The organism is Sinomonas mesophila (assembly GCF_001999765.1).
Lineage (GTDB): Bacteria > Actinomycetota > Actinomycetes > Actinomycetales > Micrococcaceae > Sinomonas > Sinomonas mesophila.
Genome location: NZ_KV908323.1, coordinates 133,772 through 158,660 on the forward strand (window position 1 = coordinate 133,772; position 24,889 = coordinate 158,660).

General features: G+C 69.4%; 20 protein-coding genes. 11 read left to right on the forward strand and 9 right to left on the reverse strand.

All coding sequences use genetic code 11. The annotated features are described in order from the left end of the window. Positions 1–7: 7 nt before the first annotated feature. Positions 8–946, reverse strand: coding sequence for a diguanylate cyclase domain-containing protein (locus tag BV907_RS02525; RefSeq protein ID WP_077488081.1), 939 nt, complete (start codon positions 944–946; stop codon positions 8–10). 259 nt (positions 947–1,205) lie between these two features. Here BV907_RS02525 and BV907_RS02530 point away from each other — a divergent pair, with 259 nt between their 5' ends. Beyond that, a complete protein-coding gene (locus tag BV907_RS02530) occupies positions 1,206–2,084 on the forward strand; it encodes a proline dehydrogenase family protein (RefSeq protein WP_077488082.1) in 879 nt (292 codons plus the stop codon). After that, a complete protein-coding gene (locus BV907_RS02535; RefSeq protein WP_245827751.1) occupies positions 2,081–2,791 on the forward strand; it encodes a nucleoside/nucleotide kinase family protein in 711 nt (236 codons plus the stop codon). The genes BV907_RS02530 and BV907_RS02535 overlap by 4 nt, the downstream gene beginning before the upstream one ends. A 258-nt stretch (positions 2,792–3,049) precedes the next feature. Here BV907_RS02535 and BV907_RS02545 read toward each other — a convergent pair whose 3' ends face one another. The 3 genes from BV907_RS02545 to BV907_RS02555 form a co-directional block, all read right to left on the reverse strand. Further along, on the reverse strand, positions 3,050–3,502 hold the full coding sequence (locus tag BV907_RS02545) for an SRPBCC family protein (protein WP_175637338.1): 453 nt from the start codon (positions 3,500–3,502) through the stop codon (positions 3,050–3,052). Between the two features lie 123 nt (positions 3,503–3,625). Further along, positions 3,626–4,699 (reverse strand): LacI family DNA-binding transcriptional regulator, encoded by a 1,074-nt coding sequence (locus tag BV907_RS02550; RefSeq protein ID WP_077488085.1) that lies wholly within the window; start codon positions 4,697–4,699, stop codon positions 3,626–3,628. 12 nt (positions 4,700–4,711) lie between these two features. Beyond that, entirely contained in the window at positions 4,712–4,936 is a 225-nt protein-coding gene (locus BV907_RS02555) for a hypothetical protein (protein ID WP_077488086.1), read from the reverse strand. 161 nt (positions 4,937–5,097) lie between these two features. On the opposite strand from BV907_RS02555, the gene BV907_RS02560 reads away from it, so the two are divergent. Beyond that, complete coding sequence (locus BV907_RS02560) at positions 5,098–5,832, forward strand: SDR family NAD(P)-dependent oxidoreductase (RefSeq protein ID WP_077488087.1); 735 nt, start codon at positions 5,098–5,100, stop codon at positions 5,830–5,832. A 166-nt stretch (positions 5,833–5,998) separates the two neighbouring features. Next, the gene (locus BV907_RS18660; protein ID WP_175637339.1) at positions 5,999–6,166 is read left to right on the forward strand and encodes a hypothetical protein; all 168 of its coding nucleotides are present in this window, start codon (positions 5,999–6,001) and stop codon (positions 6,164–6,166) included. Between the two features lie 6 nt (positions 6,167–6,172). Here BV907_RS18660 and BV907_RS02565 read toward each other — a convergent pair whose 3' ends face one another. Continuing rightward, a complete protein-coding gene (locus BV907_RS02565; RefSeq protein WP_245827752.1) occupies positions 6,173–8,590 on the reverse strand; it encodes a glycoside hydrolase family 31 protein in 2,418 nt (805 codons plus the stop codon). A 250-nt stretch (positions 8,591–8,840) separates the two neighbouring features. Here BV907_RS02565 and BV907_RS02570 point away from each other — a divergent pair, with 250 nt between their 5' ends. From BV907_RS02570 to BV907_RS02580, 3 genes are all read left to right on the forward strand, one after another. Then, positions 8,841–10,118: an ATP-binding protein gene (locus tag BV907_RS02570; RefSeq protein ID WP_077488089.1), complete on the forward strand. Its 1,278-nt coding sequence runs from the start codon at positions 8,841–8,843 to the stop codon at positions 10,116–10,118. Between the two features lie 198 nt (positions 10,119–10,316). After that, positions 10,317–11,534 carry a formaldehyde dehydrogenase, glutathione-independent gene (gene fdhA / locus BV907_RS02575; RefSeq protein ID WP_077488090.1) on the forward strand — a complete coding sequence of 406 codons (1,218 nt, stop codon included), beginning with the start codon at positions 10,317–10,319 and terminating at the stop codon, positions 11,532–11,534. A gap of 71 nt (positions 11,535–11,605) precedes the next feature. Next, positions 11,606–12,007, forward strand: coding sequence for a GlcG/HbpS family heme-binding protein (locus tag BV907_RS02580; RefSeq protein ID WP_077488091.1), 402 nt, complete (start codon positions 11,606–11,608; stop codon positions 12,005–12,007). Positions 12,008–12,107: 100 nt separating this feature from the next. On the opposite strand, the gene BV907_RS02585 is transcribed toward BV907_RS02580, so the two are convergent. Then, entirely contained in the window at positions 12,108–13,805 is a 1,698-nt protein-coding gene (locus BV907_RS02585) for a flavin monoamine oxidase family protein (RefSeq protein ID WP_425441593.1), read from the reverse strand. Beyond that, positions 13,802–15,319 carry an APC family permease gene (locus BV907_RS02590; RefSeq protein WP_077488388.1) on the reverse strand — a complete coding sequence of 506 codons (1,518 nt, stop codon included), beginning with the start codon at positions 15,317–15,319 and terminating at the stop codon, positions 13,802–13,804. Before BV907_RS02590 ends, BV907_RS02585 begins: the two co-directional genes overlap by 4 nt. A 115-nt stretch (positions 15,320–15,434) precedes the next feature. Between BV907_RS02590 and alr the strand changes: the two genes are divergently transcribed. After that, the gene (alr, locus tag BV907_RS02595) at positions 15,435–16,637 is read left to right on the forward strand and encodes an alanine racemase (RefSeq protein ID WP_077488092.1); all 1,203 of its coding nucleotides are present in this window, start codon (positions 15,435–15,437) and stop codon (positions 16,635–16,637) included. Then, the gene (locus BV907_RS02600) at positions 16,627–18,201 is read left to right on the forward strand and encodes a PucR family transcriptional regulator (protein ID WP_077488093.1); all 1,575 of its coding nucleotides are present in this window, start codon (positions 16,627–16,629) and stop codon (positions 18,199–18,201) included. The genes alr and BV907_RS02600 overlap by 11 nt, the downstream gene beginning before the upstream one ends. A gap of 9 nt (positions 18,202–18,210) precedes the next feature. Here the strand turns inward: BV907_RS02600 and BV907_RS02605 are convergent, their stop codons facing one another. Continuing rightward, positions 18,211–19,005 (reverse strand): nitrilase-related carbon-nitrogen hydrolase, encoded by a 795-nt coding sequence (locus BV907_RS02605; RefSeq protein WP_077488094.1) that lies wholly within the window; start codon positions 19,003–19,005, stop codon positions 18,211–18,213. Positions 19,006–19,281: 276 nt separating this feature from the next. On the opposite strand from BV907_RS02605, the gene BV907_RS02610 reads away from it, so the two are divergent. Next, positions 19,282–19,905: a hypothetical protein gene (locus BV907_RS02610; protein WP_077488095.1), complete on the forward strand. Its 624-nt coding sequence runs from the start codon at positions 19,282–19,284 to the stop codon at positions 19,903–19,905. A gap of 237 nt (positions 19,906–20,142) precedes the next feature. Then, entirely contained in the window at positions 20,143–21,537 is a 1,395-nt protein-coding gene (locus BV907_RS02615; protein WP_245827753.1) for an amino acid permease, read from the forward strand. 77 nt (positions 21,538–21,614) lie between these two features. On the opposite strand, the gene BV907_RS02620 is transcribed toward BV907_RS02615, so the two are convergent. Beyond that, positions 21,615–24,740, reverse strand: a complete 3,126-nt coding sequence (locus tag BV907_RS02620) for a PAS domain S-box protein (protein WP_077488097.1) — start codon at positions 24,738–24,740, stop codon at positions 21,615–21,617. Between the last annotated feature and the right edge of the window lie 149 nt (positions 24,741–24,889).

The following is a 24,889-nucleotide window of genomic DNA, read 5'->3' on the forward strand; positions in this document are numbered from 1 at the left end:
GTGCGCCTCACCATCCCTGCTTGACGGTCTCCTGGTCCGGTTCGGCGAGCACCACCGTGTTCGCCCCCTTGGACCGGGCCCGGGAGAGTGCTTGATCGGCTTCCTCGATGAGCCGCTCCGACGTGACGGGCCGCGCGGGGCTGTAGGTGGAGACGCCCACGCTGAGGGTGAGCACGCCTTCCGGATTGGCCTCGTGCTCGATGCCCAAGTCCTGCACCGTCTGCCGGATCCTGTCCATCGCCGCGAGGGCACCCGCCCACGCCTGGTGGGGGAGGACGACGGCGAACTCCGCGCCGCCGAACCGGTACAGCTGGTCGCTCTTCCGCACGGCCGCCGCGATGGCCGAGGCGACGACCCCCACGGACCGGTCCGCGGCCGCCTCGCCCTGCTGTTCCCTGTAGCCCGTGTAGCCGTCGATGCTGCACACGGCGACCGCGAAGCGTTCGCTGTAGCGCTGGCCGCGCTCGTGCATGCTCGCGAGGTCTTCGCTCAGGCGGAGCCTGTTGCTCAGCGCCGTGAGGGGGTCGGTCCTGGTCCGGTCGGAGAGCGCGGACCGGTAGCGGGCGAGCTCGGCCTGGAGCGTTGTGACCCGGTGCGCGACCATGAGCCGGCTGTGCAGGGCCGCGGGGTCGATGGGCTTCACGAGGTAGTCGTCCGCTCCCGCGCGCAGCCCGGCGAGCACGTCCTCGCTCGTGGTGGGGGAGACGAGGACCAGCAGGTAGGTGCGGCCGGCGGCGTCCTGCGCACGGATCCTGCGGCACAGCGCGAGTCCGTCGTGGCCGGGGAGCAGCAGGTCAGCCACCACCGCGTGCGGGGACCTTTCGAGGTAGAGCTCCCACGCGGCGTCCCCATCGGACGCCGCGATGCTTTCGTGGCCCGCCTTCCGCACCGCGGACTCGAGCGCCTCCCGGGACTCCTGGTCCCCATCCGCCACGAGGACCCTCATGCCGAGCTCCCTGCGCCGATGTGTCCCATCTCTCCCCCTTGAGGCCAGCGGCGCGCTGCGCTGGCCCAACCCTGCTGTGCTGACCGATCCTCCCCGTGGGAGCCATTCTCGCGCTCGCACCACGGGTTCGCGCTAGGGATGAGGCAGGTTTACCACAGGATTGGCCGGGCATCCCAGAGGACATGACCCGTCAGCCGCCGTCGGCCGTGTTGCCTTCAGACCGCTCGAAGCCGGGCTTCTCGGTTGCCATCATGGAGCCATGTCGATTGATCGTTCGCTCCTGTTCCGCCTGGCCACCAGCACCCGATTCGAGCGAACCGTCAAGGCCGTGCCTCGAGGGCAGGACGCGGCCTGGCGGGCGGCGGCACGCTATGTTGCCGGTACCGAGGCCGGCGACGCCGTCCGGGCGGCCCGGGAGCTGCACGCGCGGGGAATCGGCTGCAGCGTCGACCAGTTCGGCGAACAGGTCCATGACCCGGCCGTCGCGCGGCGGGTCGCCGACGACTATCGACGTCTGGCCGGTGACCTTGCCGGGCTCCCAGAGGATGTGTGGCTGTCGGTCGACCTGTCCCACCTTGGCCTCGACGTCGACCCGGCAGCCTGCGCCGACGATCTCGCCGTGATCGCCCAGGCGCTGCCGCCGGGCCGGCGGATCCAGGTCGGCGCCGAGGACCACGCGCGCGCCGACGCCGTGCTGACGTGCGTGCTCGACGTCGCCGGCAGAGGGTTGGCCGACCGTCTCGGTGCCACGGCACAGGCCAACCTCCGTCGCACCCCTGACGACGTGGGGCGCCTTCTGGACGCCGGTGTCCACCTCCGGCTCGTCAAGGGTGCCTATGTCGAGCCACCCGATCTGGCCTTGCCCTTCGGCGAGCCCACGGACATCGCCTTCCTGCGCTTGGCGCACAGGATCGCCGCGACGAACGTGCCCTTCGCCCTCGCCACCCATGACGGCGTGCTGCGCGAAGCGCTTCTGGCCGCGCTCGGCCCCGTGCCCATCGAGCAGGTGCTCGGGGTTCGGCCGGAGGTCCTCCACGACCTCACCGCCCGCGGCATACCGGTGCGCGTGTACGTGCCCTTCGGCGAGAACTGGTTCCGCTACTGGATGCGCCGCCTCGCAGAATCCCGAGGCAGGTGAACATCCCCGCCGACAGGGCCTCCGGCCCGGCTCCCAAGCCGGATCAGCAGGTGCGGCAGCCGCCCGTGGACCTCGACGGCCTCGCCCGCCGGGCCGCCGCCCTCGTGCCCGGGGACGGCGGCCGCGCGATCCTGGGCATCTGCGGCGCGCCCGGCGCCGGTAAGTCCACCCTCGCCGAGGAGATCCTCCGCCGCGTGCGCCAGGAGCACGGCGAGCATTGGGCCGCCCATGTGCCCATGGACGGGTTCCACCTCGCGGACGTCCAGCTCGAGCGGCTCGGCTTCGCCGACCGCAAGGGCGCGCCGGAGACGTTCGACGCCGACGGGTACGCCACGCTCCTGGCCCGCCTCGCGCGGGGCGGGGGCGGCGTCGTGTATGCGCCGGGGTTCGAGCGCGAGCTCGAGCAGCCCATCGCAGCGGCCATCGCCGTCCCGCCCGAGGCCCGCCTCGTCGTCACCGAGGGGAACTACCTGCTGTTCGAGGACGCGGCCTGGGCCGCGGCAAGGTCGTGGATGAGCGAGGTCTGGTACGTGGACGCGGACCCCGCCCGCCGGGTCGAGCGGCTCATCCGCCGGCACGTCCAATTCGGCAAGTCGCCCGAACACGCCCGCGACTGGGTGCTCCGCTCCGACGAGGCCAACGCCAGGCTCGTCGAGGCGACCAGAGGCCGGGCGGACCTCGTGGTCACCTCATATCCCCTGGCATGAGTGGTCGCCGCGCGCTCCCATGGCGAGGTAGGTCGGTCTACGTGACCAGACCGTGCAGATCGACAGCAAAGAAGGCCACGAGTGGCCAGAGCACAATGGCCGCCAGTCCTTCCACAAAGTTGCCGGGTATGTTCCATGCGACCAGGTACCCGTGCGTGCTGGCGACCACTACCCCGATGGCCAGATACACCGCCCCGATGAGGCCTATGCCGCGTCTGCCCATCGGGCGCCCGCCTATTCTGCGCATCATCGCACGCCCTAAGGGTGTGGATGCTCGGCGAGGTACTCGGCGAGGCTCTCGAGGTTGGCACGGACGGTGCGGGCCTGCACCTTCTCCACGAGCGGGTCCCCGATGCGCCCGAAGATGCCGCCGAGCCCCGAGGCCGCCTCGATCCGCTGTGTCAGCCGTGTTCCGCCGTCCTCCGCCTCGCAGGTCATCGACACGGTGAAGTCCAGCTTCCCCTCCACGGATTTGGAGGTGGATCTCCGCGGCGGATCGTGCTCGACGATCTCTGCCGTCCAGTCGAAGCTCCGGCCCAGGACCTTGCTCGTGCCCCGGAAACGGGTGCCGACGCCCACGGGGCCGCCCCCGATGAGCTCCGTGTGGATCACCGACGAGTCGAACATGGGGATGTTCTCGGGATTGCTGACGACGTCGAAAACCTCCTGCGGCGGACGGGAAATGGAGACGCTCTCTTCGATCTCAGGCACGGTAAGCCTCCTCATTTGAAGTGGTCCCGCCCCATGCCTCCCTGAGACCGATGCTGCGCCTCTGCACCCCGGATCGCAATGGCCCGCGCGCCGGGCGAGGCCGCCGCGGCGTGGGCGTCGTGCCTACCGTTCGGCGGCCGCGGTGACGGAGGGCGGCGGTGCCGTGCTCTCCCGCACGACGAGCTCGGTGGGCAGCATGTGGTGCCTCGCGCGCGCGGGGGCGGCACCCTGCGCGAGGGCCTCGGTCAGGAGCGTTGCCGCGAGCCGGCCCTTCTCCGTGAAGTCCTGCCTCACGGTGGTCAGGGTGGGCCGCAGCTGCAGCGCCACCGGGCTGTCGTCGAAGCCGACGACCGAGAGGTCCTCGGGCACCCGGAGCCCGAGGTCCTGCGCCGCGCGGACGACGTCGGTGGCCATGACGTCGGAGAAGCACAGCACCGCCGTCGGCCGGTCCGGCCGGTCGAGGAGCGCCCGGCCGGCGCGGTAGTGGTGGTCACGTCCGCCGATCGGGACCCCGATGTTGACGGTCTCGGCGCCGGCGGCCCCGAGCTCTTGCTTCCAGCCGAGGTAGCGCTCGCGGGTGGCATGGGCCAGGGCCGAGGGCTGCGGGTCGGCATCGACCTCGAGCTCGCTGCCGAGGATGCTGTACAGGAGCCCGACCCGGCGGTGCCCTAGGTCAATGAGGTGCCGGGCGGCCGCACGGGCGCCCCCGCGGTCGTCCACATTCACGCTCGGGATGCCGGGCCGGTCGGTCTGGTCGACGTAGACGAGGGGCAGGTGGCGCTTCAGCAGCCAGTCCACGGCGGGGGACTTGGGGTCGCACGAGTAGACGAGGGCGCCGTCCATGCTGACGTCGCGCGCCGGCACATGGCCGTCGGTCTCGGCCGCGGACAGGAGCGTCAGCGCGAGGCCCCGCCGCGTGAGCTCCTCGGCGATGGCGCTGAAGAAGCGCATGGCCACCTCGTCGGTGAAGGCATAGGCGAGGGAGTCGGTGAGCAGCACGCCGACCGCCCCCGTGGTGCCCCGCTTGAGCGCGCGGGCGCGGGGGTCGGGGCCGACGTAGCCGAGCTCGGTGGCCGCCGCGAGAACGCGCTCACGGAGCTCGGCAGAGAGCTGGTCGGGGCGCGAGAAGGCGTTGGAGACCGTCATCCGGCTCACGCCGAGCGCGTCGGCGATGGTCTGCAGCGTCACCTTGCCCATGTGGCCAGTATTTCAGCCCATCTGCCTCGCGGGTGCGACGGCGTCCGCGACGCCCGTCGGGGCGATCGCCTCGGCGGCGCGGTGCAGCGCGGCGGACATAGCGGCTCGCGTGGAGTGGGCCCACGAGCGTTGCCGGGGAGCGGTTTCGTCCTCGATGACAGGCGCGTCCGGGAGGGCGGACTGCGCGAGGCTCGCCGTGAAGGCGGGGGTGTGTGCTGCGTACTGAAGAAGTTCCACGACTTCTGGCTCCTTTCGAGATTTTTCTATATCGATATAGTACGAGCCACGCTCTTTATCGGTCAAGAGGCGTCAGAAAGGAGCCTCGGAGGCTGGCCCGGCCGTTCGGGGTACTCGCAGGGCCTCCCTCACGTCAGTGCGGGGTGCCTACGGTGGAGGCTGTGGCACTGATCCTGGTAACCGGAGCATCCGCGGGGCTCGGCCTCGCGACGGTGACGTCGCTCGCCCGGGCGGGGCACGACGTCGTCCTCCACGCCCGCCGCCCCGGCCGCGTCGCCGACCCTGCGCTCCGCGGCGCCATGCGCGCCGTCGTCTACGGGGACCTCGGGGACCTGGAGGAGACAGTGAGCGTCGCGCAGCAGGCGAACGAGATCGGGCGGTTCGACGCCGTCATCCATAACGCGGGGGTCCTCCGAGGGCCCGAGGTCATGGCCGTGAACGCCGTCGCGCCCTATGTGCTGACCGCCCTCATGGCGCCGCCGGCGCGGCTCGTCTACCTGAGCAGCTCGATGCACCTCTCGGGCTCCGCCGACCTTCGCGGCCTCGATCCGTCCCGTGCGCGTGGACGGGCCTATGAGGACAGCAAGCTCTACGTCACCGCCCTGGCGATGGCGTACGCCCGGCTGCGACCGGACTCGATGGCCCACGCGGTCGATCCCGGCTGGGTCCCGACCCGCATGGGCGGCCCCGGCGCGCCGGACGACCTCGACGAGGGCCACCGTGCGCAGGAATGGCTCGCCACCGCCGACGCCGGAGAGATCACCCCGCGCTCGGGCGGCTACTGGCGCCACGGCAGGGCGCGCGGACCCCACCCCGCCGCCACGGACCCCGGGTTCCAGGACGCGCTCCTGCGCAGGCTGGAGGCATACACGGGCATCGCGCCCGCCGTGGGCTGACCCGACGCGAATCCGGCGCAGACCTTGCCCAAATGTGACGGCTGAGGCAGCCGAAGACTGGGCCGATCCTCGCCGTTTCCTTCCCCACTTCGCCGCGCCCCGGAGGCATTCTGTAGCGAGGGGGCCCGAGATCCACAGAGCACCCACCAGTCTCGAGGAGGATCCCGTGGTCAAGTTCCGGAAGGCGAGCAAGCCCGGCGTGACGGTGAAGTTCATCGGCGGCCGGTTCATGGTGACGCGCGACGGGTCCACGGTTGCGGTGGCCGTCGAGCGGCAGCCGCACGGCGATGCCGAAATCATGGCCGCGCTCCAGGGCATCCTCACGCGATACTGACGTCCCTCAGAGGCTCACGCGCAGCGTGAACGACTCTCCCGTGTTGGGAATGGTCACTCTGCGGCCGTCCGCGAGCCGAGGTGCGCCGTCGACGTCGACGGCCGAGGGCTCCGCGCCGTGGAGGACGACGACGAACTCGCGGCGGGCGAAGCCGTCGAACCCGTCCCCGGTGGCCTCGGCCTCGAGCGTGACACGGCTGCCGGTGCGCGTCACGGTGAAGCGAGTGCGGATGCTCGCTCCGGCGAGGGCCTGTCGGGTGAGTCCATCGTCCTCCTGCAGGAAGGACCGGTGGACGCCGTCGACGGAGGGCACGAACAGGTGGAGCTCGACGGCGGCCGGGGCGTGGCCCTGGGTGGTGGGCGGGGCGTCGTGCCACAGGGGCACGACGGCGCCGGCGCGGGCATAGAGCGGAATGCGGTCGAGCGGGGTCTGGGCGACGACGTGCCGCCGGCCCGGATGGACCTCGTCGCTGTGCCAGTCGTACCAGTGCCCCTCGGGCAGATAGACGTGCCGGGCGGTGACGCCCCTGTCGAAGACCGGGGCCACGAGCAGGTCTGGGCCGAAGAGGTACTCGTCGTCGATGTCGGCGGTGATCTGGTCGTACTGGTAGTCGAAGACGAGGGGCCTCTGCACGGGCGCACCGGTCTCGGAGGCGGCGACGAAGCTGGCGTAGATGTACGGCAGGAGCCGGTAGCGCAGCTGCAGCGCCTCCCTGGCGATCTGCAGCACGGCCTGGCCGAACGACCAGGGGTACTGGTCACGGGTCGCGATGACGGAGTGGTTGCGGCAGAACGGCGTGAGCGCCCCGTACTGGATCCAGCGCGCGAACAGCTCGGGGTCGCTGTTGCCGAAGAACCCGCCGATGTCGGCCCCGACGAACGCCTGCCCGGAGATGCCGAACCCGGTGGCCATGGGAATGCCAACCCTGAGGTGGTCCCAGTTGGCCAGGTTGTCGCCCATCCAGTTCGCCGCGTAGCGCTGGATGCCGGGGGAGCCGGCACGGGAGAGGACGAACGTGCGCCTGTCGGGCATGGCCTTGAGCAGCCCCTGCGTGGTGCCCATGGCCATGAGGGTCGCGTACTGGTTGTGGAAGCGCTCGTGCGAGTGCTGGCCCTTGCCGAAGCGCATCCCCAGCGGGGAGATCTCGCCGGTGGTCGGCTCGTTCATGTCGTTCCAGATGCCGGCGAGGCCGGACGCGACGTGGGCGGCGTTGAGCTCGCCCCACCATTGCCGCGCCTCCTCCGTCGCGAAGTCCGGGAACGCGGTGTTCCCGGGCCAGACCTGGCCGATGTAGACGTCGCCACCCTCGGTGCGGCAGAGGACGCCGCGCTCGACGGCGTCGTCGAAGACCGCGTAGCCCGGCTCGGCCTTCACTCCCGGGTCGACGATCGTGATGAGCCGGTAGCCGTGCTCGTCCAGGCGGGCGAGGAGGCCCTCGACGTCGGGGAAGAGGTCCCTGTTCCACGTGAAGACGCGGTACCCGTCCATGTACTCGATGTCGAGCCACAGGGCATCGCACGGGATGCCCTCCTGGCGCAGCCGGAGGGCAAGCCTCTCGATGTCCCCCTCCGAGTAGCTGTGCCAGCGGCACTGGTGGTAGCCCAGGGCCCAGAGCGGGGGCAGCTGCGTGCGCCCGGTCAGCCAGGTGTAGGCCTCGAGGACATCGGGCATGTCCGGGCCCGAGAAGACGTACTCGGTGTACTGGCCACCCGCGAAGTGCACCCGGTAGTGCTGGGCGGGGATGAAGTCGTAGGCGCCCCGGTAGCCGTTGTCGATGAAGGACGCCGAGACATTCCCCGTGACGGCGTTCTGGTGGTAGTGGAAGGGGATGGAGACGTAGTAGGGATCGAATTCGGCGCTGGTCCGGTCGGCCCTTGGGTCGCCGGCCTGTCGGCCGAGGGTGAACTCGCCGGCCGCGGACGGGTTGAGCACGTCGGTGTTCCAGAGGGTGAAGTCCCGGCCCTTGCGGTTCTGGCGGCCGGTCTTCTCCCCGAGCCCGAACATGGAGTCGTCGGGACGGCAGGTCCGGGCGAAGGTGAAGGCGTCGTTCAGCGTGGCGTAGGTCTGGTAGCTGCCGTCCACGTCGCGGGCAGTCTCCAAGACAACCGTCCCGTCCGTGCGCCGGATGTCGATCCGGAACGGGTCGGTCCAGAGCGTGACCACCATGGCGGACGTCGCCAGGCGCGCGGCGTCGGGCTCGAGCGTCACCTCGAACGCCGCACCGAAGCCGGAGGCGTCGGCGCTCACGGCCACGGTCGGCTGTTCGTCGAAGACCCCGCCGCGGCTGATCTTGATCCGGACGACGTCGTGCCGGATGACGTCGATGCGCAGCTTCTCGCCGTGCAGCTCGGCGAGGAGGCCGGAGGCGGTCTCGCGGATCGCGTCGATGCGGGTGAAGTGCAGATAGTTCTCGTACCGGTTCACGGCGGTCCTGTGGGTGCGGGGCCAGTCTCGACGACGTGCCATGGGTGGGCCAGGAGCATCACCTTCATTTGACTGCGGAGCTGGCGGCTCCGGCAATGAAGCACCGCTGGAAGATGGCGCCGCCTCGGTTAAGCGGTCACTGCAGGAAAGCCGATGGATATCGGTCATGAAGCGTCGCTTTTCCTGCCCGGTGCGATCCCGAATACTCTTCAGGGACACCACTTCACAATGACGAGAGGCGGTCCCTTCCGTGGCCCAATGGCAGATCCGAGAGTTCCACGCCGACGACCTCGACCAGGTCGTCCGAGTCTGGGAGGAGACGAGGGACACCGACGCCGCCCCGGCCCACGGGCTCAACGAGATCCTGCACGCGTGCCCCGAGGGGCTCTCGTTCGTCGCGCTCGTGCAGGAGACGGTGGTCGGCGTCGTCGTCGCCCGCGCCATCAGCGACAGGGCACACGTGCTCATGCTCGGCCTCGCCAAGTCCTGGCGCGGCCAGGGGCTGGGCAGCGCCCTGCTCGCCGAGCTCGAGAAGCGCCTCCTCGCACGCGGCCTCTTCCACATCTCGGCGCTCCTGCCGGCGGGGGAGACGGGGGCAAAGGCGTACCGCAACAGCGGCTACGAGACCCGCGATCTCGCCTACTTCGAGCGCACCATCCCGTTGCAGCCGCAGGAGGCGGCCCGCCTGACCGACCTCGGCGGCAGGATCCTGCCCAAGGGCCTCTGGGACCAGCTCGCCGGCATGCGCGAGGAGAAGGAGATCATCGAGCGGCGTCTTGTGCTCCCGCTCGCCAAGCCCGAGGTCGCGGAGAACTTCGGCGTGCGGCCGCCGCGCGCCGTCGTGCTCTTCGGCCCTCCCGGCACCGGGAAGACGACCTTCGCGAAGGCCGTCGCGTCCCGACTCGCTTGGCCCTTCGTCGAGGTCTCACCGTCCCGGCTCGCCGCGGACCCTGCAGGCCTCGCCTCGGCCCTGCGGCAGACGTTCCACGAGATCCAGGACCTCGAGCACGCCGTGGTGTTCATCGACGAGGTCGAGGAGATCGCCGCCCATCGGACGGGCGAGGCCTCCTCGCGGATGCAGGGTGTCACGAACGAGCTGCTCAAGATCATCCCGGCCTTCCGCGAGCAGAACGGGCGCATCCTCATCTGCGCCACGAACTTCATCCGCTCCCTCGACAAGGCCTTCCTGCGCCACGGCAGGTTCGACTACCTCATCCCGATCGGGCTGCCCGACGCCGAGGCCCGCCGCGCCATCTGGCGCCGCTACCTGCCGCCCGTGGGCGTGGAGGCCATCGACGTCGACCTCCTCGTGGACAGCTCCGAGCGGTTCACCCCCGCGGACATCGAGTTCGCCGCCCGCAAGGCCTCGCAGCGCGCCTTCGAGGCCGCCGTCTACAGCGGGACCGAGGACTCCGCTGCGGTCGCGACTGACGACTACCTCATCGCCATCAAGGAGACGAGGGCCACCGTGACGCCGGCGGTCCTGGACGACTTCAGCGAGGACATCGCAGCCATCGCGCGGACCTGACGGGCGCACTGCCCACTTGGGTGGGCTCGGCCGTCCGAACGGGTAGTTCCTTTGCCTCGTGGGCGGATTCACTCTGGTGGGGCTGGGTCTGAGGAAGCATGTCTGATATCACTCAAGCCCAGACGGACAAGGTCCTGGCGGTGGGCGCTGTAGCGCTGGGCTAGCCAATACGCGGCGAACGAGCACGAAGGAGTGGTCATGGCTGGAAACAGGGCAGTTGCGTACAAAGAGCCGGGGGTCGTCGAGGTCATCGACACCGAGTACCCGACGTTCGAGCTCAAGGACGGGCCCGGGGTCAACCCGGCCAACGTGGGCCGGAAGGTCCCGCACGGGGCGATCCTGCGGACGGTGACGACGAACATCTGCGGCTCGGACCAGCACATGGTGCGCGGGCGCACGACGGCGCCGAAGGACCTCGTGCTGGGCCACGAGATCACCGGCGAGGTCGTCGAGGTCGGGCCCGACGTCGAGTTCATCAAGGTCGGGGACATCGTCTCGGTGCCGTTCAACATCTCCTGCGGCCGGTGCCGGAACTGCAAGGAGCGCAAGACCGGCATCTGCCTCAACGTCAACCCCGACCGGCCCGGGTCCGCCTACGGGTACGTGGACATGGGCGGCTGGGTCGGCGGGCAGGCCGAGTTCGTTCTGGTCCCCTACGCGGACTGGAACCTGCTGAGGTTCCCGGACCGGGACCAGGCGCTGGAGAAGATCATGGACCTGACCATGCTCTCGGACATCTTCCCCACCGGCTTCCACGGCGCCGTCACCGCCGGCGTCGGCGTCGGCTCCACGGTCTACATCGCCGGCGCCGGGCCGGTCGGGCTCGCCGCCGCCGTGGGCGCGCAGCTGCTGGGCGCCGCCGTCGTCATCGTCGGGGACATGAACGAGGGCCGCCTGGCCCAGGCCCGCTCCTTCGGCTGCGAGACCGTGGACGTCTCGAAGGGGGACCCGAAGGACCAGATCGAGCAGATCCTGGGCGTGCCCGAGGTCGACTGCGGCGTCGACGCCGTCGGCTTCGAGGCCCGCGGCCACGGCCGGGACGCCTCGCACGAGGCCCCCGCGACGGTGCTGAACTCGCTCATGGACCTCACCGCCGCCGGCGGCGCCCTGGGCATCCCGGGCCTCTACGTCACCGGCGACCCGGGCGGCATCGACGAGGCCGCCAAGCACGGCTCGCTCTCGCTTTCCCTCGGCACCGGCTGGGCCAAGTCGCTGTCCTTCACCACCGGCCAGTGCCCGGTCATGAAGTACAACCGGCAGCTCATGATGGCGATCCTGCACGACAAGGTCCAGATCGGAAAGGCAGTCAACGCCAAGGCCATCACCCTCGACGACGCACCCCGCGGCTACGCCGAATTCGACGCCGGCGCCGCCACCAAGTACGTCCTCAACCCCAACGGCTACGTCAAGGCCTGAACATTCCCCTCTCTGCGAGCACCCAACAACCGACGCAACCCGTCACAACCCCATCACGATAGGAGTCAGGCATGACCTCGCCATCCCTTTCCGAGGCCCGCGACATCATCGCTGCAGCCGAGAAGCGCGCCGCCGAAATCGGGCAGCCCATGAACATCGCCGTCGTCGACGAGGGTGGAAACCTCGTGTCCCACGCCCGCATGGACGGCGCGTGGATCGGCAGCGTCGACATCTCCATCAACAAGGCCTTCACCTCCAGGGCCTTCAATATCCAGACCAAGGACCTGGGGGACAACTCCCAGCCTGGCAACCAGTTCTACGGCATCCACGCGAGCAACCAGGGCCGGATCATGATCTTCGCCGGTGGGATCCCCCTGACCCGCGACGGGCAGGTCGTCGGCGCCATCGGCGTCAGCGGCGGGTCAGGAGACCAGGACCAGACCGTCGCCGAAGCCGGAGCAGCTGCGTTCTAGGCATGCGCTGATCACGGACATCGAGAGGGTCTTGGCGCATCTTGCGCCAAGACCCTCTCGCATGGTCCCCCAGTGGTCGTCGCGGCGTCGACGCCTCGCGTCAGTCGAGGCTGATCGGGCCGAGCTCATCCAGCAGGTCTCCCGGCCCCCGGTTGCCTGGCGCCGAGGAGCCGCCGAGGTGCTTCATGACGCCCCACACGGCGTTGAGTCCCGTGGTCACGGCACCCTCCGCCCAGCCGGCCGTGAAGGACACGTCGTCACCGGCGAGGAAGATGCCCCGCTGGTCCTCCGGCAGCTGGTCCTGCTTGAAGTGCGTGAAGAGCCGCTGCTGGTAGCGGTAGTGGCCCGGCAGGTTGGCCTTGAACGCCCCCATGAAGTTCGGGTCCGCCTCCCACGAGACCGTGATGGGCCGGCCGATGATGTGGGCCGCGATGTCCACGTCCGGGTAGATCTGCTTGAGCGAGTGGAGCATGAGGCGGGTGCGCTCGTCGGCGTCGAGCGCGAGCCACTTGAGGGCGTCGTCGTTCCACGTGTAGGAGAGCAGGATGACGGCGGGCCGGTCCGGGCCGTCGTCCAAGAGGTACACGGCGCGGTTGAGTCGGTCGGTCAGCGTCATCGACAGCGCCTCGCGCCCGGTCTCCGGGTCGCGGTCCTTCCAGAAGGGGCGGTCCACCATGACGAACGTCTTCGACGACTGCATGTAGTGCGACTTCTCGATCGCGGTCCACAGCTCCGGCGCGAACAGGGTCTCCTCGGTGTCGATGCGGGTCGAGAGCAGCCACGACTGGCACGTGGTGACGACGGCGGGGAAGGCCGTCTCGCGCCCCCACCGCTCGCGGACCACGAGGTTCCCGTAGGCGGCCCTGCCGATCCGGGCCACGGCCCCGCGCGGGGACCCGTCATGCAGCGACGCCAGGGAGGTCCCTTGGGGCCAGTGGGCCATGGACGACGGCGCGTGGTGCCACAGCGCTTCGGGCAGGCGCTGGGCGCCGCCCACAATGAGGCGGTGATGGTCGTCCGCGTCCGTATAGACGACGCGGAGGATCTCGAGGATCGAGTTCGGGAAGTCGGTGTCCCAGCCCCCGGTGCCGAACCCGACCTGCCCGAAGGCCTCCCTGTGGGCGAACCCGGCCTTGCGGAAGGCGTCGCTCGAGGAGATGAAGCCGTAGAACGTCTGCTCGTCCATGGTCGGGAGCAGCTCGTTCCAGATCGCCTTGATCCGGGCCACATCGCGCGCCCGGAGGGCGGCCTGCATCTCGGAGAAGCGCGCGCCGTCGTCGACCGCGGCCCGCCACGCCTCGGCCACCTCCCGGAAGAAGGGCGGCAGGTCCGCCGGCGTCTCGGCATAGTGCTTCGTTCCGGCGAGCTCGATCACCGTGCTCGACGTGGCGGGGGCGAGCGGGTTGGGGAACTCCCTCGTCTCGAGCCCCAGGAGGTCGATGTAGTGGTAGAAAGCCCTCCCGGAAGCAGGGAAGCGCATGCCGCCGAGATCGGCCGTGACCCCCGGCGAGGACGGGAAGCGGGCCGTGCGCAGGCGGCCGCCGATCTGGTCGGCCTCGTAGACCACGGGCCTCAGTCCGAGCTTCATGAGCTCGTACGCGGCCACGAGGCCGGACAGGCCGGCGCCGATCACCGCGATCTGGGTGCCGTGGAGCTCCGGCGGCACGGACCCGAGGCCGCCCGGGTGCGCGAGGTATTCGTCGTAGCTGAATGGAAAGTCCGGGTTCAGCATCGTGAGCGGAGCCTCGGGCTCCGTGACGGTGAAGACGTCGGGGTTCAGTGCTGCGGCGGCGGTCATGCGTCAACCTTCACGGGTTCGGGGCGCTCCTCGCGGAGGGCCAGGATGTAGTCCTCATCGCTGAGGGAAGCGAGAATCGAACGGCGGCGGCCGTAGCCCAGGTAGAGGCCGGCCCCGACCGCCATCCATGCGCCGAAGACGAGCCAGGTGTCCGCCCCGAGGTTCGCCATGAGATATGCGCACATGAGGGCGCCGAGCACGGGGGTGAGCGGGTAGAGCGGCACGCGGAACGGGCGACTGAGGTCGGGCCGGCGGCGGCGGAGGTAGATCACGGACACGTTGACGAGGGCGAACGCGAACAGGGTGCCGATGCTGGTCGCGTCAGCCAGCGCCCCGAGCGGCACGACGCCGGCGGTGATGGCGACGGCGATGCCGACGATGAGCGTTCCTGCCACCGGGGTGCCGGTGCGGGGCGAGACCCTCGCGAAGATGGGAGGCACGAGGCCGTCGCGGGACATGGAGAGGAGGATTCTGGTCTGCCCATAGAGGACGGTCAGGACGATCGAGGCGATCGCGAGGACTGAGCCCACGGCGAACACGAGGGCGATCCACGGCTGGTGGGTGATCTCCTCGAGGATCTTCACGAGTGCGGCCTCCGTGCCCTCGAACCACTGCCAGTCGCGGGCGCCGATCGCCGCCACGGCGACGAGGACGTAGAGGCCCGTCACGATCGCCATGGACAGCATGATGGCCCGCGGAAGGTCCCGCTTCGGGTTCCGGGCCTCCTCGCCCGCCGTCGAGGCGGCGTCGAAGCCGATGTAGGAGAAGAAGACGCGCGAGGCCGCGGCGGAGACTCCGGCGGCGCCCATCGGGAAGAGCGGCTCGAAATTCCCGGCGTGGAAGGCCGTGAAGGCCACGGCGCAGAAGAACAGCAGGATGGCGACCTTGACGACGACGATCGCCGTGTTGGCCCACGCGCTCTCGCGGGCCCCGCGGACGAGCAGGGCCATGGCCAGGAGGACGATCACCACGGCGGGGACGTTGAGCACGCCTCCGTCGCCCGGCGGCTGCGACACGGCGTCGGGGAGCGATCGGCCGAAGGCGGCCAGGGTCTCGTTGACGTACTGCCCGGCCCCGACGGCGACCGCGGCGACAGAGACCGCGTACTCGAGGACGAGGCACCAGCCGCAGACCCACGCGATGCCCTCGCCGAGCGTCGCGTAGGCATAGGAGTAGCTCGAGCCGGACACTGGCACGAGGCCGGCCATCTCCGCGTACGAGACCGCCGAGAGGAGTGCCGCAAGGCCGGCGATCACGAACGAGATCCACACGGCCGGCCCCGCGATCGGCACGGATTCCCCGAGGATCACGAGGATGCCGGTGCCGAGCGTGGCTCCCACGCTGATCATGGTCAGCTGGAGGACGCCGAAGCTGCGGACGAGGCGCGGCCCGCCCTCGCCGCCGGCGTCGCTGATCATCTGGGAGATGGGCTTGCGGCGCGTCAGCTGCGCGCCGAGCGAGGGCCGGGCACCGCTCGCCCTCAGGGGTGGTCTGGTGGGTGCAGGCGTTGTCATCATCGACATCCCTCCTTAGTAGTCCGGGTCACCGCATAGTCCGGGTCACCGCTCCCCAGCCTAGGGTTGTGAGGCATGTCTCATGGGAGTGCAAAATGCCCTATAGTCATCCTTCATGGGACATATTGCACTTCAGGAGAACCTGGCCGGATGGAGCCTGGGCGGACAGGTCAGCGTCGATCTATCTGCGATCTCAGACAACGTCAAGGCCCTGCGGAGCCTCACGCGGGCCCCGCATTTCATGGCCGTCGTCAAGGGCAACGCGTACGGGCACGGGCTCGTGGAGGTCGCCCGGACGGCGCTCGCCTCCGGCGCCGACTGGCTCGGGACCGCACAGCTCACCGAGGCGATCGCGCTCCGGCGGGCGGGAATCGCCGCCCCGGTGCTGTCGTGGCTCTATCTGGCAACCCAGACGAGCGCGGCGATTCGCGAGGCCCTGGAACACGACGTCGACCTGTCCCTCGGCAGCGTCCACCAGCTCGAGGCCACGGTCGGCATCGCCCGCGGCCTGGGGCGCCCCGCCGTCGTGCATCTCGAACTGGACAGCGGCCTCAGCCGCGGCGGCGCCCGCGCCGAGGACTGGCCCGAGCTTGTGGCCCGCGCCCGCCAGGCCGAGCTCGAGGGGACGCTCAAGGTGCGCGGCGTGTGGACGCATCTGGCGTGGGCTGACATCCCCGCCCACCCGGGGAACGCAACCGCCGTCGCCGGCTTCGAGGCCGCCGTGCAGGCGGCCAAGGACGCGGGGCTCGAGCCCGAGCTGAGGCACGTCTCGAGCTCGGCGAACATCCTTCAGCGCCGGGAATTCGACTTCGACATGGTGCGGGCCGGGCTGGCCATCTACGGCCTGTCCCCGGCAGACCACGTGGACCCCGCCGAGCACGGCCTCAGGCCGGCCCTGACGGTCACCGCGCCGATCGTCATGGTCAAGAAGGTCCCGGCGGGCACGGGAGTGAGCTACGAGCACCGGGCCATCACGCACGAGCCGCGCCTCCTGGGCCTCGTACCCCTCGGCTATGCGGACGGGATCCCGAAGGAGATCAGCGGTAGGAACGTCGTCCTGATCGGCGGACGGCGGGTCCCCGTGATCGGCAAGGTCTGCATGGACCAGTTCATGGTCGATCTCGGCCCGAGCGGAGACGGCGCGGCCGTGGGCGACATCGCGGTGCTCTTCGGCGACCCGGCAGCGGGCGCGGCGAGCGCCGACGAATGGGGCGCAGCGATCGGCAGCCACGGCGACGAGATCATCAACCGCATCGCCCCCCGGCTCCCTCGGGCCTACGAGTGCCCGGACTACCAGGAGCCCGGACATGTCGCCTGAGACGGCCGCCGCCCTGAGCCATGTCACCCTCGACCAGTTCCTCGCCAAGCTCCCGCCGGGGCTGCGCGTCCTGCACGACGGCGGCAGCGGTCCGGAGCCGCTGCGCTGGGTCGAGCCGAGCGAGCTCGTGGACCCGACGCCGTATCTCGTCGAGGGCGAGCTGATCCTCACCACGGGCCTGCCGTTCCTGGGCGGCGGCGCGCAGGGAGGCCCGGACGCCTATGCCCGGCGACTTGTCGACGCCGGCGTCCGGGCTCTGGGGTTCGGGCTCCAGCCGCACTTCGACGCCGTGCCGGACGAGGTGGTCGAGGCGTGCCGCCGGCAGAACCTGACCCTGCTGGAGATCCCGGAGTCGATTCCCTTCGCCGCGATCGGCCTCGAGTTCTCCCGCCTGCTCGAGACGGACAGCGCCCGCGTCTTCCGGGAGCTGGCCGAGGCGAACCGGCAGCTCATGCGGGCCGTCCTCTCGGGGCGCCCCGAGCACGAGCTCCTGGCCGTGCTCGTGCAGCGCGTCCCGGTGTGGGCCGTCCTCTTCGGCGCGGATGGCAGGATCCGGGCCCGGAGCCACGGGGCGAGGGGGCAGGCGGGGGTCGGCTCAGCGGCCCTCGCGCCGCTGCTGGAGCGGCTGCTGTCCGGGCACGGCCCGCGGGTCGAGACGGACAGCTTCGACGCGCCGGAATCGGCGAGGGTCGTCGGGCACCCGCTGCGCAGCACGAAGGACGCCACCCTCGGCGCGCTCGTGCTGGGCTCCGACGCCGCACTGACCCCGGCCCAGAACAACGTGGTCTCGTCTGCGGTCGGCCTGCTCGAGCTGCTCTTCCGCCAGCGGACGAGCGGCTCGCTCGCCCCCAGCCAGCTCGCGACGACGATGCTCCTCCACCCCGAGAGCGTGACGACCGCTGGGACCCGGCTCCTCAATGGGCTCAAGGATCTCCTCGCGCAGAGCACGTCCTCGAGCCGCTCGGCACCCCTGCGGGTCGTCCAGGGCATCAAGCCTGGCGCGCCGGAGTGGCCCTCGGGCGAGAGCCCCGTGCGCGAGGTGCTCCAGTGGCGGCGCGTCTTCGACACGAAGCTCGTCGAGCTCACCGAGTACGGGTTTGCGGCCATCACGCGGCTCAAGGTCGACGACGCGCTCCTGGCCGACGTCGAGCGGCTCGGCTGGCGCCTCGTCGTGGGCGACCAGACCGAGCTCTCGGACCTGCCCGACGCCTACCAGCGCGCGAGCGCCCTGCGTCCGCGGGTGCAGTCCAGCGGGCGCAGCGCCAGGCTGGACGAGGAGAACTGGACGGTGGCGGGCCTTCTCGGTCCCGTCGCCGGGTCCATGCTCGCGTCGAGGCTGCTCGCGCCCTTGCTCGCGCTCGAGCCCGGGCGCCGGGACCCGCTCCTGGCGGTGCTCCGGGGCTGGCTCCACGAGAACGGCAACTGGGACGCGACGGCGAAGGCCCTCGGCCTGCACCGGAACAGCGTGAGGCGCCAGATCGGCGTCGTGGCCGACCTGCTCGAGCTGGACTTGGGGCAGGCCCAGACGCGGGCCGAGCTGTGGTTCGCGCTGCAGTATGCGTAACGACGCGCTTCAGACTCCCCAGGCGCCGTAGGCCTCCGGCCGGCGATCATCGAGGTACGGAACCGCTGTGCGGGCGTCCCCGACGGCTCGAGTGGAGACCTCCGCGAAGAGCAGCTCCGCAGCCGGTCCGGCCTCTGCCGCCACGGATCCATCCGGTGCGGCGACGACGCTGCCGCCGATGAGCCTGCCGCCCGAGAAGGCACCGCAGTGGTTGGCGTAGGCGACGTAGACGTGGTTCTCCAGAGCTCGCGCGGGGATCAGGACGCGTGTGACGGCGAGGCTGTCCCCGGCCAGGGCGGTGGGCACGAGGACGAGCTCCGCCCCGCGCACGGCGGCCGCCCGCACGGACTCGGGGAACTCGGCGTCGTAGCAGATGAGCATCGACACCCGGACCCCCGCGATGGAGGCGACGCCGGGAGCTGCGTCCGCGGGCGAGAACGCGGCGCGCTCCTCGTCGCCGAAGAGGTGGACCTTGGAGTAGTCGAGCAGCACCTTGCCCTGGGCGTCGAGGAGGGTCGAGGAAATATGCCATGCTCCGTCCGGCCCGACCGACGGCAGGCTGTAGACAAGCCCGATACGGTGGCTCGCGGCGAGGGCCGCCAGCGATGCACGGAGGGACGGGAGCACCGCCGGATCCAGCTCCCGGCGGATGCGGAGCGGCTCGTAGCCCACGGGGAAGAGCTCGGGGGTGAGGAGGAGGTCGGCCCCTTCCGCTGCAGCCTTGGCGGCTGCAGCATCGATGGCCTCCACATTCCGTTCGGCGTCCAGCGACGTCGCGCTGGCCTGCATCACGGCAAGCAGCATGTGCAGCCTTCCTCTCGTCTGATCCGGGCTGGCCGCGTCCGCGACGGGGCCCCTGCCTTGTGACACGAGCCTAGAAGCGACAGGGCATTGCCGGCGTGGACGATTGGACCCGCAGCACGTGCCGCGAGGACGCTCTGCACATGGACGTGGCTGGGCCATGGCCTCCGACCCGCGGGGGCGTCCCTAAACTGCCCTATCCAGCTCCTTGAAGGTCTCTCAGGGCATGTGCTACGCCAGATGGGCGCCCGCCGGGCGCGCTTTCGAGGAGGAGGATCAATGTTCTACGCGAGAAGGACTGTTACCAAGGCCTCACCTGACAGGCTCGATACCGCGATCAAAGTCATCCAGGACCAGATCATCCCCGCTGCCCAGAGAATCCCGGGCTTCATGGGTGGTTACTGGCTCGCTGACCGCGCCACGGGAGACGGCGTGGGGTTTACCTTCTTCGACACCAAGGAGGCGCTCGAGACGAGCCGAGCCGCAGCGGACCAGATCCGGACCGATGCTGCCCAGGCGATTGGCGCTGAGGTTGTATCGGTGGACCATTTCGAGGTGCTGGCGAACACCGGCGAAAAGGTGCACGAGACCGCAACCCATGCTCGCGTTGCGGAGGCCGGTGGCAGCGGTGATCAAGTTGAGACAGCCGCTCGACGGATGAAAGAGAACGTCATCCCGGCGGTCCGCCAGCTCCCCGGTTTCCAGGGCGGCTTCTGGCTGATCGATCGCGACTCGAACCAAGCCACGGGTGTGACGCTCTTCGATTCCGCTTCGAGTCTCGAAGCCTCGCTCGCTGCATCGGAGAAGATCCGCAGCGCAAGTAACGAGGCTGGTGCCATGGTGGGTGAGTTCCGCCACTACGAGATCATCGCGAGGGCGCTCACGCCAGCGAGGTCAACGTAGTCATCGGGAGCCCGATCGGCGTTGCATTGGGCTGGCTGCCCGGAACCCCGTGGTCCCGGGCAGCCAGTCTCACTGCGAGAAGAACCGAACCAGCTATTCCGGCTCTGACATGTAAGAGCAACTAACACTTTCGTGTCAGCAACTTTCGCTTTTCTCTGCCTTTTGGCCTATATACGGTTGCTTCACCTAGCGGGCGAACTCGCCCGCTGAGGAGACCTTTTCCATGAGGAGCAGCCCTTGACCCAAAAGCTGAGAACCCGTCACGTCACCATGATCACGCTCGGCGGGATCATCGGTGCGAGCCTTTTCGTGGGCTCGGCCAATATCGTCCGCAGCACCGGGCCAGCGGCCATCATTTCCTATGCCCTCGGCGGACTGTTGGTCTTCCTGGCAATGCGCATGCTGGGCGAGATGGCAGCCGCTCGGCCGGCGGTCGGTTCATTCATGGAGTACGCCCGCGTGGGCCTTGGAAACTGGGCCGCCTACGTTGTTGGCTGGCTGTACTGGTACTTCTGGGTGGGGGTCATCGCCTATGAAGCCGTTGTCGGCGGCGGCATTCTTCACGGCTGGTTTCCCGCGCTGCCCGCGTGGGCTGGTTCGCTCGCGCTGCTCGCGATCTTCGTCTGCAGCAATCTCATCTCCCTGAGAACCTTCGGGGAGACCGAGTTCTGGCTGGCGAGCATCAAAGTGATCGCGATCGTCGTGTTCCTCGTGGTTGGCGCTCTGTTCGCGCTGGGCCTTTGGCCCGATGCCACCTTCTCGGTATCGAATCTGTGGGAACACGACGGATTTGTGCCGAACGGAGTGGGCGTGATCTTCTCCAGCATTGCGCTGGTCCTGTTCTCCTACTTCGGAACGGAGATCGCCGTCATGGCAGCAGCGGAATCGGAGAACCCCGCAAAGGGAATCCGGCAGGCCGCGAATACCGTCATCTGGCGCGTCATGCTCTTCTACGTCGGAGCGATCCTCGTCATCGTCACGGTCGTCCCGTGGAACCAGCTCCCCGAACCCTCCGTCGTCGCCCCGTTCACCTATCTGTTCTCGCTTTTCGGTGTCCTCGGAGCGGAGGTCATCATGGGTCTGGTGATCTTCACCGCCGTGATCTCGGTGCTCAACTCGGGGACGTACTCCGCCTCGCGGATGTTCGCCGCCCTCGCCGAACAGGGGCTTGCACCGGCCGCCGTTGCAAAGCGCACGAAGCACGGCGTTCCGGCCCTCGCGGTGATTGCCTCGACGATCGGCGGCCTCGTCGCGACGCTCGTGAATTTCGTCGCGCCGAGCTCGGGAATCTACGACTTCATCATGAATTCCACGGGATTGGTGGCCCTCTTCGTGTACGTCTTCATCGCAGTCACCCAGTGGCGCCTGAGGGCCGCAATGTCCGCTGAGGAGCGCTCGAACCTCAAGCTGAAGGTGTGGCTTTTCCCGTGGCTCAACATCATCCTGATCGCCGGTGCCATCGGCATCGTAGCGATCATGATGCTGACCGAGAGCGGACGCACGCAGGTATGGACGAGCTTTGTCGCGGCCGGTGCCCTCCTCCTGTTCTGGCCGATCGTGCGCAAGCGGCACGCTCTTCAGAAGCAGAAGGAAGCGGTCCCATCCTCGGCTCTGGCCGACAGCCGCCAGTAGGCATCAACGAGTAAGAGACCGGCGCCCCTATCGGGCGCCGGTCTCGACTCGGTCTAAACCTGCGTTGGGAAACCGGATCACGGCTCGGCGGAGAGCACGTGAACCAGGGCGTCACGCACTTGGGCGAGTTCTCCCTCGAGCTCGGCGAGCAGGATCGGCTCCGGAGGGGTGCCCTGGCGCCCGTGTTTTTCAAGTTCTGCGCAGAGCTGGGCGGCCCGGGCGGCCCCGATGTTCCCGGCGGAGCCTTTGAGCCTGTGCGCGGCCCTCTGCAGTCCGTCCCCGCCCCCCTGTCCGGCCACGCGCACGTCCACCAGTGCCGCGGCGGCTTCGCGGAGGAAGGCCTCGACCGTGGCGTCGAGCACGCCGAGCGAGCGGAGCGTCTCCAGCCTGTCCCGGTCTAGGGGTCCTGGTGGGCGCCGGGTCCGGGGCTGCTCCGCTGGAGCGGGCGCACCGGGTGCTTCCGCGTCCGTCCAGCGGGCGAGCGTGGTCTCGAGCTCGGCCATGTCCACGGGTTTGGGGAGGTAGTCGTTCATCCCCGCCGCAAGGCATCGCTCCCGGTCTCGGTCCGCGGCGCCCGCTGTCATGGCGATGATCGGCAGGGCCTGGTCCCGTCCGCCCCTGGCCCTGATGGCCTCGGTGGCGGCGAAGCCGTCCATCACGGGCATGTGGCAGTCCATGAGCACCGCCGCGTACTCACCCTGTGCTGTCGCCTCAACGGCCGCGGTTCCGTCGTCGACGACATCGACGCTGTACCCGAGGCTTTCCGCCATGCTCTTGGCCACGAGCTGGTTGACCTCGTTGTCCTCCACGATGAGGACTCTGCCGCGCGCCGCAGGGGCAGACGGCGGCGCCGGCGCCGCCGGAGCCGCCGGGGCACGCTGGGTACGGCGGGCTGCGATGAGGCGGGCGATCCGATCGTACAGCTCCGAGCTGCGCACGGGCTTGCTCAGCCACTCGCGGATCCCCGCCTTCTCCAGTTCTGCCTGGTCCGGCTGGCCGGCGGAGGTCAGCAGCAGCAGGGAGGTGGAGGCCAGTACAGGGTCCCGGCCCACGGCCTTGGCGAGCCGCAGCCCGTCGGTTCCGGGCATGAACATATCCAGCACGGCAAGGTCGAAAGGCCGGCCCTCGGCCGCTGCCGTGTGGAGACGGGACAGTGCGGCCAGCGCATCTGAGGCGGTCTCCGGCTCCGTGCGCCAGGCCTTGAGCTGGTTCTCGAGGACGAGCCGGTTCGTGGCGCTGTCGTCCACGATCAGGATCCGCAACCCGGCAGGCAGCTCGTCGGGCTCGAGGGAGGAGGGAGCGTCAACGGCGGCCAACGGCACGCTGAGCCAGAACACGGAGCCCTCAGCCGCGCGGCTGCTCACCCCGATCCGTCCGCCCATGGCCTCTGTCAAACGGCGGCAAATGGCCAGGCCGAGCCCGGTTCCCCCGTAGCGGCGCGTGGTGGACGCGTCGGCTTGGGCGAAGGCGTCGAAGATCAGCTCTTGCTGCTCGGGGGCGATGCCGATGCCGGTGTCGCGCACCTCAAAACGCACCCGCCCGCCCCCCGGGCCGTTGCCGGCCTCCGCGCTCTCCGCGGTGGCCAGGACGGCCACCTCGCCCTCGGCGGTGAACTTCACCGCGTTGGAGAGGAGGTTGAGCAGGATCTGACGCAGGGCACGGGCGTCCCCGAGCAGCAGCGCCGGAACATCGGGCTGGCAGTGCGCGATCAGCTCCAGGCCCTTGCCCTGTGCCTGTTCGGCGAGCAGGCCGGCGACTTCGTTCAGGAGCCTGCGAGGGTCGAACGGGGCCGGTTCGAGCTCGACCCTGCCGGCTTCGAGCTTGGAGAAGTCGAGGATGTCGTTGATCAGCGCCAGCAGGTCCTCGCCCGCCGCTCTGACGCCGTCGGCGTACTGCCGCTGGACCTCGTCCAAGGGGGTCTGCAGCAGCAGGCTCGTCAGGCCGATGACACCGTTCATGGGGGTGCGGATCTCGTGGCTCATCGTAGCCAGGAACTCCGACTTCAACCGGCTGGACTCCAGCGCTGCCTCACGGGCCGCCAGCAGCTCCGCTTCGGCGGCCCGGCGCTCGGTGATGTCCCGGGCGATCTTCGCGATCCCCCGCACTCCCGCGGAGTCGATGATTGGGGACACCGTCACCGACACCGGCACGATGGAACCGTCCCGGCGCACCCGCTCGGTCTCGAAATTGTGGACCTGCCCTCCCTCACGCACGGTTGCCATCACCGTTTCCTCGGCCTGCTGCAGGTGAGAAGGAATATAGAATCCGGCATCGCGGCCCATCGCCTCGGCAGCGGTGTACCCGTACAGCTGTTCCGCCCCCGGGTTCCAACTGACAATCACGCCGTCGGGCGTCAACCCCACGATCGCGTCGGCGGATGAATTCACGATCGCGCCCAGCCACTCCAGCCTGGAGACCGCCTCATTTGCCCGCTCTTCGGCCCGTCGGCGCGCAGTGATGTCGCGGAAGCTCCACACTCGGCCGACGATCTCCTCGGCGACGCGCTGAGGCCTCGAGTAGCGCTCGAACGTCCTACCGTCTCGGAACTCCAGGACATCCAGGCTCTCGGCGCCCGGATCGCCGTATAGCTCAGTTACCTTGGCCAGGAAGCTCTCCGGATCGGAGAGCTGCTCCAGCACGAATCCGATCAGCTTCGCGTCGTCGCCGGAGGCCAGGAGGTCAGCCGGAATGCCCCACAGACGTGCGAACTGTTCGTTGGAACCGGCGACCCGCCCGTCGGCCGTCACCACGAGAATGCCGTCGGCCGTGGACTCCAAGGTCGCACTGACCAGCGAGAGTGCATCGCGCAAATCGGTCTCAACGCGGCGGCGATCGCTGACCTCCCGGACCGAAGCGACGATGTCCCCGTCGGGCAGTGCCGCGAGGTCGACCTCGATGGGGAACTCCGTCCCGTCCCGGCGCAGAGCGAACAGCTTCAGATCAGTCCCGACCCGGCGCACGCGCGGACCCGAAGGGAACCCGTTTCTGATGTTCTTGTAATGGCCCCTGAACCGCGCCGGTACGAGCATGTCCACATGCCGGCCCAGCAGCTGGTCCCGAACATATCCGAAAAGGTCCTCCGCTGCGGCGTTGACAAAGACAATCTGTCCGTCCTCGCCCACCATCAGCAAAGCATCCGGAGCGAGCTCCACCAGATGCCGGTACAGACCGCCCGGATCACCATCACCCGCATCCCATGCCATTCGGCACCCCCATGTTTGATCTCCACATGCCCGAGCGGCGGGGCCTCCACCGACGATCCTCGCATCCGTGGCCCCCTTCCGGCAGCCTACTCGGCGAATCCTTGGCAAGTTCTGCGCCGAATTTGAATTCCATATTCAAGCTGACGCGC

What these genes read in the sequence shown, in the direction of transcription:
- BV907_RS02610 (WP_077488095.1), top strand. Translation starts at nt 19,282, where the DNA reads ATGTTCTACGCGAGAAGGACTGTTACCAAGGCCTCACCTGACAGGCTC.
- BV907_RS02580 (WP_077488091.1), top strand. Translation starts at nt 11,606, where the DNA reads ATGACCTCGCCATCCCTTTCCGAGGCCCGCGACATCATCGCTGCAGCC.
- BV907_RS02605 (WP_077488094.1), bottom strand. Translation starts at nt 19,005, where the DNA reads ATGCTGCTTGCCGTGATGCAGGCCAGCGCGACGTCGCTGGACGCCGAA.
- alr (WP_077488092.1), top strand. Translation starts at nt 15,435, where the DNA reads ATGGGACATATTGCACTTCAGGAGAACCTGGCCGGATGGAGCCTGGGC.
- BV907_RS02585 (WP_425441593.1), bottom strand. Translation starts at nt 13,805, where the DNA reads ATGACCGCCGCCGCAGCACTGAACCCCGACGTCTTCACCGTCACGGAG.
- BV907_RS02530 (WP_077488082.1), top strand. Translation starts at nt 1,206, where the DNA reads ATGTCGATTGATCGTTCGCTCCTGTTCCGCCTGGCCACCAGCACCCGA.
- BV907_RS02525 (WP_077488081.1), bottom strand. Translation starts at nt 946, where the DNA reads ATGAGGGTCCTCGTGGCGGATGGGGACCAGGAGTCCCGGGAGGCGCTC.
- BV907_RS02600 (WP_077488093.1), top strand. Translation starts at nt 16,627, where the DNA reads ATGTCGCCTGAGACGGCCGCCGCCCTGAGCCATGTCACCCTCGACCAG.
- BV907_RS02590 (WP_077488388.1), bottom strand. Translation starts at nt 15,319, where the DNA reads ATGACAACGCCTGCACCCACCAGACCACCCCTGAGGGCGAGCGGTGCC.
- BV907_RS02550 (WP_077488085.1), bottom strand. Translation starts at nt 4,699, where the DNA reads ATGGGCAAGGTGACGCTGCAGACCATCGCCGACGCGCTCGGCGTGAGC.
- BV907_RS02620 (WP_077488097.1), bottom strand. Translation starts at nt 24,740, where the DNA reads ATGGCATGGGATGCGGGTGATGGTGATCCGGGCGGTCTGTACCGGCAT.
- fdhA (WP_077488090.1), top strand. Translation starts at nt 10,317, where the DNA reads ATGGCTGGAAACAGGGCAGTTGCGTACAAAGAGCCGGGGGTCGTCGAG.